6 protein-coding genes are annotated in these 6823 nt (G+C 61.2%); all 6 read left to right on the top strand.

What is annotated here, in order from left to right; all coding sequences use genetic code 11:
- Positions 1–88 precede the first annotated feature (88 nt).
- The 6 genes from alaS to AAAX34_RS09120 are packed head-to-tail and all read left to right on the top strand — an operon-like array spanning position 89 to position 6765.
- Positions 89–2746 (top strand): alanine--tRNA ligase, encoded by a 2658-nt coding sequence (gene alaS / locus AAAX34_RS09145; RefSeq protein ID WP_349111007.1) that lies wholly within the window; start codon positions 89–91, stop codon positions 2744–2746.
- A gap of 17 nt (positions 2747–2763) precedes the next feature.
- Positions 2764–3192 (top strand): Holliday junction resolvase RuvX, encoded by a 429-nt coding sequence (gene ruvX / locus AAAX34_RS09140; RefSeq protein ID WP_349111006.1) that lies wholly within the window; start codon positions 2764–2766, stop codon positions 3190–3192.
- Positions 3185–4618, top strand: coding sequence for an endolytic transglycosylase MltG (gene mltG / locus AAAX34_RS09135; RefSeq protein ID WP_349111004.1), 1434 nt, complete (start codon positions 3185–3187; stop codon positions 4616–4618). The genes ruvX and mltG overlap by 8 nt, the downstream gene beginning before the upstream one ends.
- Before the next feature lies 1 nt (position 4619).
- Complete coding sequence (locus AAAX34_RS09130) at positions 4620–5117, top strand: YqeG family HAD IIIA-type phosphatase (RefSeq protein ID WP_117769616.1); 498 nt, start codon at positions 4620–4622, stop codon at positions 5115–5117.
- Positions 5118–5125: 8 nt separating this feature from the next.
- The gene (locus AAAX34_RS09125; RefSeq protein WP_349111002.1) at positions 5126–5659 is read left to right on the top strand and encodes a shikimate kinase; all 534 of its coding nucleotides are present in this window, start codon (positions 5126–5128) and stop codon (positions 5657–5659) included.
- Positions 5656–6765, top strand: a complete 1110-nt coding sequence (locus AAAX34_RS09120) for a hypothetical protein (protein ID WP_349111000.1) — start codon at positions 5656–5658, stop codon at positions 6763–6765. Before AAAX34_RS09125 ends, AAAX34_RS09120 begins: the two co-directional genes overlap by 4 nt.
- Positions 6766–6823: the final 58 nt, after the last annotated feature.

Here is a 6823-nt window from a genome sequence, read left to right as displayed (position 1 = left end):
GGCGGCCCTCTTTTTTGCACTTGCGCGGCGGGATGGTAATATCGTTACGTTTGAACTGTTTCGATGTGAAACCGAGGAGATTCCCTCTATGAGTGCTGACTACCCGTCAATGACTACGGCCGAGATTCGCTCTAAGTTCCTCAACTTCTTTGAGGAGCGCGGTCTTAAACTCTATCCTTCTTCGTCCCTCGTCCCCGATGATCCCTCGCTGCTGCTTGCCAACGCCGGCATGAACCAGTTTAAGGAGTACTACCAGGGCAAGAAGACCATGAAGGAGATCGGCGCGATCTCTTGCCAGAAGTGCGTCCGCACCAACGACATCGACTGCATCGGCGAGGACGGCCGTCACTTGTCGTTCTTCGAGATGCTCGGCGATTTCTCTTTTGGCGGCGTCTCCAAGGAGCAGGCTTGCGCCTGGGCCTTTGAGCTCATCACCAAGGAGTTCAAGCTGCCGCTCGACCGCCTGTACTTCACCGTCTTTACCGAGGACGACGAGACCCATGACGTGTGGCGCTCCCTGGGCGTTGCCGAGGACCACATCTCCCGCCTGGGCGAGGACGACAACTTCTGGGCCGCTGGCCCCACCGGCCCCTGCGGTCCGTGCTCCGAGATCTACTTTGACATGGGCGAGGAGGTCGGTTGCGGCAGCCCCGACTGCAAGCCCGGCTGCGACTGCGACCGCTTCCTTGAGTTCTGGAACCTCGTGTTTACCCAGTACGACCGCCAGGAGGACGGCTCCATGCCGGAGCTGCCGCACCGCAACCTCGATACGGGCATGGGTCTGGAGCGCATGGCCGCTATCATGCAGCACAAGACTGCCAACTACGACGGCGATCTGATGCAGCACCTCATCAAGCTCGGTGAGGAGATCAGCGGCAAGACCTATGACGCCGACGATTACTCCGGCGCCAGCCGCTCCCTGCGCATCATCGCCGACCACTCCCGTGCTGTCGACTTTATGATCTCGGACGGCATCCTGCCCGGCAACGAGGGCCGCGAGTACGTCCTTCGCCGCCTGCTCCGCCGCGCCGTGTTCCACGGTCGCCTGCTGGGCATCGAGGGCGCCTTCCTGACCAAGTTCATCGACGAGGTCAACGCTCAGATGGGCGAGGCCTACCCCGAGCTGCTCAAGAACGTCGCGCTCGTTAAGGGTATCGTCGCCTCCGAGGAGGAGCGCTTCTCCACGACGCTCGACAACGGCCGCGTTTACCTGGACGAGGCCCTGGCAGCGCTTGCCGAGGGCGCTGTGCTTCCGGGCGATGTCGCCTTTAAGCTGCACGACACCTTTGGTTTCCCCATCGATTTGACCGTCGAGATCGCGGGTACCGCTGGCCACGACGTCGACATGGACGGCTTCACTGCCTGCATGGAGGACCAGAAGGCCCGCGCCCGCGCCAACGCCAAGGGCGATGCCTGGGGCAGCTTCAACGACGTGTGGGTCGAGCTTTCCGACAAGGTCGCAGCGACCGAGTTCGACGGCTATGACAACGATGTGATCGAGGGCGCCAAGGTTGTCGCCATCGTGCGCAACGGCGAGTCCGTCGAGTCCGCAGCCGCGGGCGAGGATGTCGAGGTCGTGCTCGACCGCACCCCGTTCTATGCCGAGATGGGTGGTCAGCAGGGCGATGCCGGCAAGCTTTCCGCCGAGGGCGTTGTTCTGACCGTTGCCGACACCAAGAACCACAACGGCCTGTATGCCCACGTCGCGCACGTTGCCGATGGCACGCTGACTGTCGGTGCCGCTGTTACCGCCGCGCTCGACGCCGAGCGCCGTGGTTTCCTGCGCCGCAACCACACCGCCACCCACCTGCTCGACGCTGCGCTTAAGCAGGTCCTGGGCGAGCATGTCTCCCAGGCCGGCTCGCTGGTGACGCCCGAGCACCTGCGCTTTGACTTTACGCACTTCGAGGCCCTTTCCTCAGAGCAACTCAAGGCTGTAGAGGACCTGGTCAACCAGCAGATCTTCGCCTCCAAGCCGGTCGTGACCCGTGTTATGGGCATCGACGAGGCTAAGGCTGCCGGCGCAGTCGCTCTGTTTGGAGAGAAGTACGGCGATGTCGTCCGCGTCGTCTCCGTGGGCGCCGATGACCAGCCGTTCTCTCGCGAGCTCTGCGGTGGCACGCACGCTGCCAATACCGCCGAGATCGGCCTGTTCAAGATTATTTCCGAGTCCTCTACGGGCTCGAACGTCCGCCGTATCGAAGCCGTGACCTCTAAGGGTGCTCTCGACTATATGGCCGACCGCCTGGCACTCGTTGACGCCGCCGCCGCTGCGCTCAAGTGCCGCGTCGACGAGGTTCCCGCCCGTGTGGAGAACCTGCAGGCCGAGCTGCGCGAGACGTCCAATAAGCTCAAGAAGGCGCTCACCGGTGGCTCTTCCGATGCGATCTCCAGCGCCATCGACGGCGCTGTCGAGCTGAATGGCTACAAGCTCGTCGTTGCTGAGCTCCAGGGCCTTGAGGCTGCCGACCTGCGCAACGTATGGGATACCGTGCACCAGAAGGTCGCCGGCCCTGTCGCTTGTGTCATCGCCAGCGTGACTGAGAAGGGCACTCCGGCCCTGCTCGCTGCCGGCTCCGATGACGCCGTCAAGGCCGGGTTCCACGCCGGTAACGTGATCAAGCAGATCGCGGGTCTGGTCGACGGTCGCGGTGGCGGCCGTCCCAACATGGCCCAGGCCGGTGGCAAGAACGCCGCCGGTATTGCCGATGCCCTCGCGGCCGCTAAGACCGCGCTCGGCGCCTAAGAATCTAAGAAGTCGTTGTGGTTGCGCTCGCGCTGGACATAGGGGAGACCAGGATTGGCATCGCCGTCTCGAGCCGTGATGGCAAGATGGCGATGCCTGTCAAGGTGCTTCCGGCTGCCGAGGTCACCGGTATGACCAAGACGTTCCGGTATCTGGTTGAGGACTATGAGCCCGACATCCTGGTAAGCGGACGTCCCCTGACCATGGCCGGTGAGCCCGGCCCCCAGGCCGAGCGCGTTGCCGCCGTGGCGCAAAAGATTGCCGACGAGCTCGATCTTCCGCTGGAGTTTGAGGACGAGCGTCTGTCCTCGCAAGAGGCCAAGCGTATCCTGCGCGAGCAGGGCCTCAACGAAAAGCAGATGAGGGGCAAGATCGACATGATTGCCGCCAGCCTGTTTTTGCAGACGTGGCTCGATCGTAAAAACGAGGAGGTCCAGCATGTCTAGCGCTTCCGATCCGCGCCAGCCGAATCGTACGCAGCAGCCGGCGTCGCGCCCTGCCCAGCCTGGCCAGCGTCCGGCACAGCCGACGCAGCGCCCAGCACAGCCTGCCGCGCGCCCGGTGCAGTCCTTCTCTCATTCGGGCCAACCTGTTCAACGGACGGGTCAGCAGCCTTCTGCTCGTTCGGTTCAGCATCCGGCTTCTCACGCGGCTCAGCAGCCCACTGCTCGTACGGCCCAGCCTGCAGGCGGCACCCGCTTTAAGCAGCAGGCACCTATCCAGCGAACGCAGGCCCCCCAATCGCATTCGCATCACGCTCGCGGTTCGCATAGCGTTGCTCCGGCGACCCGCTCGAGCTACAACACGCATACTCGTCGCGGTTCTCAAAAGAAAAGCTCCCCGGTGCCTGTGATTATCGGTGGCGTCGTCGCCGTGCTTGCGCTTGTCGCGATCGTTTTCTTTGTCGTGCCAGCCGTCAAAGGCTTCTTTGCCGGTGAGGATGCGAAAGTCGTTGCAGGCCAGCAGGTTACTATCACGATTCCCGATGGTGCCTCGGGTGACAGCATCGCTTCGATTCTCTTCGAGAACCATATCGTCGAAAATCCCAAAGATTATTATGCGGCGGTGAAAAAGCTCAACGCCGATATGTCGCTCAAGCCTGGTACCTATTCGTTCACCACACTCATGGATGCGACCAAGGTTGTTCAGCAGCTCATGGAAGGCCCCAACGCGGGCTCCAATGCGCTGACTATCCCTGAGGGCCTAACGGTCGATCAAGTCGCCGACCGTGTGGCCCAGGCCTACGACAGCATCTCTAAGGAAGACTTCCTCAACCAGGCCAAGGCCTCCAACTACGTGGACGACTATAGCTTCCTTAAGGGCGCCGCCAACGACTCGCTCGAGGGTTTCTTGTTCCCCAAGACCTATTCGTTGGGTGATTCGCCGACGGCCGATGACGTGATTCGCGCTATGCTCGATCAGTTTAAGACCGAGTATAAGTCGCTAGACTTTGCGAGCTGCGAAGCCAAGATCAAGGAGCGCTACGGTGTTGAGATGTCCGACTTCGACATCGTCAACTTGGCCTCTATCGTTGAGCGCGAGGGCCTCAACGCCGATCAACGTGCGCACGTGGCCTCGGTCTTCTACAACCGCCTTGCCGGCAAGCTCGACGGTCTGCGCTATCTCAACAGCGATGCGACCATGATGTATGTCACCGGTGGCGAGGTTACCGCCGACGACCTGCAGAGCGATAGCCCGTATAACACCTATAAGCATGAGGGCCTGCCGCCCACGCCCATCTGCTCTCCGTCGCTCGAGGCACTCAAGGCCACGCTTGAGCCGACCGACTCCGATGACCTGTATTTCTACATTACGCAGGACGAGGAGTACTTCTCGCAAACCTACGAAGAGCATCAACAGTCTTGGAATTAGCATGAGGATTTTTAGCCCCAAACGATACGTTGCCTCGGTCGATCGCATCGACCTCGATACCCTGTGGGCCGACGGCAAACGCGCCATTCTGCTCGATCGCGATAACACCTTGGTGCCGCGCGATACCGAGCAGGTTCCCGCCGCGGTTTCCGCTTGGCTCGACGCCGCCCGCGCCAAAGGCTTTAAGCTGTGCATGGTGTCCAACAACTGGCATCGCGACCAGGTCATGAGCTCTGCACGCGAGCTGGGACTCGAGGCCATCAGCCACGCCATGAAGCCGGCGCCGTTTGCCCTTAAGGCGGGTCTTAAGCGCCTCGGCGCCACGGCCGACGAGGCGGTGCTGATCGGTGATCAGCTCTACACGGACGTGTGGAGCGGCAACTTCGCCGGCGTCGATACCATCTTGGTAAAGCCGCAGGCGACGCAGGACCTGTGGTATACGCAGATCTTCCGTATCTTTGAGCGCCGGGCCCTGCGCGACCTTCCCTGCGAGGATTAGGTCTCGCTATGTCCCAGCACATCAAACACGGCTGCGACCATATCTTCTTTATCGGCTTTTTGGGCGCGGGCAAATCGACGCTCGCGCGCAACGTCGGCACTATGTTTAAGCGGCGTTTTGTCGATACCGACCGCCTGGTCGTGCGCCGTTGCGGCAAGTCGGTAACCGAGATTTTTGAGACCGAGGGCGAGGATCGTTTTCGTGAGCTCGAGACCTCGGCGCTCCGTTCGCTCCAAAGCGAGCGCAGCCTGTTGGTTTCGTGCGGGGGCGGTATCGTCGAGACGCCGGTGAATATTGAGTTGATGCACGAAATGGGTACGTGCGTTTACCTCGAGTGCGACTTCGAGGATTCGATTCGCCAGATTCGTCGTTCCGACACGCGCCCCGATTTCCGCTCGCCCGAGCATGCCGCGCGCCTGTTTGAGCATCGCCGTCCGCTGTATCGACAGGCCGCCGACCTTACCCTTGATATTCGCAACAAGTCCTTCGAGGACGTTTCCTACCTTTGTGCCGAGATGCTTTTGGAGCGTGGACTGCTATGATTCGCCGTCAACTGATCAATTTCCAAAACCGCAGCGTCGATGTCCGTGTCGGATTGGGTGCGTTCGATGAGCTTTCGCGCATGTTTGCCTCGGCCGTGGGCAAGCCTAAGCGCGCGATGGTCGTTTGGAACACCGCCTCGTCAGAGCGTTTTGGCGAGGTCGTCGAGCATGCGCTGGTTGACGCCGGTTTTGCCGTGTCGCTGCTCGTCCTTGAGGTTTCGCCTGCCGGCGCTACATTGGCCGATGCCGATACCGTCTTTGGTGCCCTGTCGGCTAACGGCATTACCTGCGACGATCTCGTTGTCGCCGTTGGCGATGCCGCAACCTGCTCGGTTGTTAGCTGGTGTGCCAATCAGTGGTGCGGCCGCACCGAGTGCGCGTTGCTGCCGACGACGTTCGACGCCATGCTCACGGTCGCGACGACCATGAAGCCGCTCGTCGCCTCGTCGTCGAATGCGCTTCCCGCTATCGCGTTCCGTCCCGAACCGGGCTTGGTCGTGTGTGACCTCGACCTTGTTCGCGAGGCGGACCCTGAGGACCTCAAGCTCGGCTATGTGGTACTTGTTGGCACCATGCTTTCGAGCAGCAAGTCCCGCTGGAATCAGTTTACTGAGACCGTCCCCGAGATTCTCGCGGGCGAGGAGGTCGCACTCGTTAATGCTGTTCAATGGTCTCAGACTGCCCGCAAGGACGTACTGATGGCCACGAACCCGAGCGCCCGCCATGCGCTCGATTTTGGCAAGACGGGGGAGCGTACCCTGCGCGCCTGCTTGGGCGATGACGCTTCGCAGGTCCCTGCCTACCAGCTGTTGTCCGAGGGCATGCGCTTTGAGGCGCGCCTAGCACATGATGCCTGCGACTTCGATATCGATTACGTTTTTGAGGTCGATGACTGCTTGGAGGACTTTGGTATCGAGGAACTTGCCTTCGATCTGGAGCCTGCCGCATATATCGAGGAGTTCCGCAGGCAGCAGTTTGCACGGTCGAACCGCAGCATGTCGCCGCTGCCCGCGGCGCTCGGCGCCATTCGCCTAACGAACGTCGAGGACGAGGTTCTTGATCGCCATGCTCACGCCTACTTGGCTTCTCGCAAAGAACTTCTCTAAGATTTATTGACTTCCATCGTCTTTCGTATCATGTTGAGGGGCGGGTTTCCAATCGGTT

This window comes from Collinsella sp. CLA-ER-H4, from assembly GCF_040092395.1.
Classification (GTDB): domain Bacteria; phylum Actinomycetota; class Coriobacteriia; order Coriobacteriales; family Coriobacteriaceae; genus Collinsella.
Note: the sequence above shows the minus strand (reverse complement) of the source record. Positions and strands in the feature narration are given on the sequence as shown.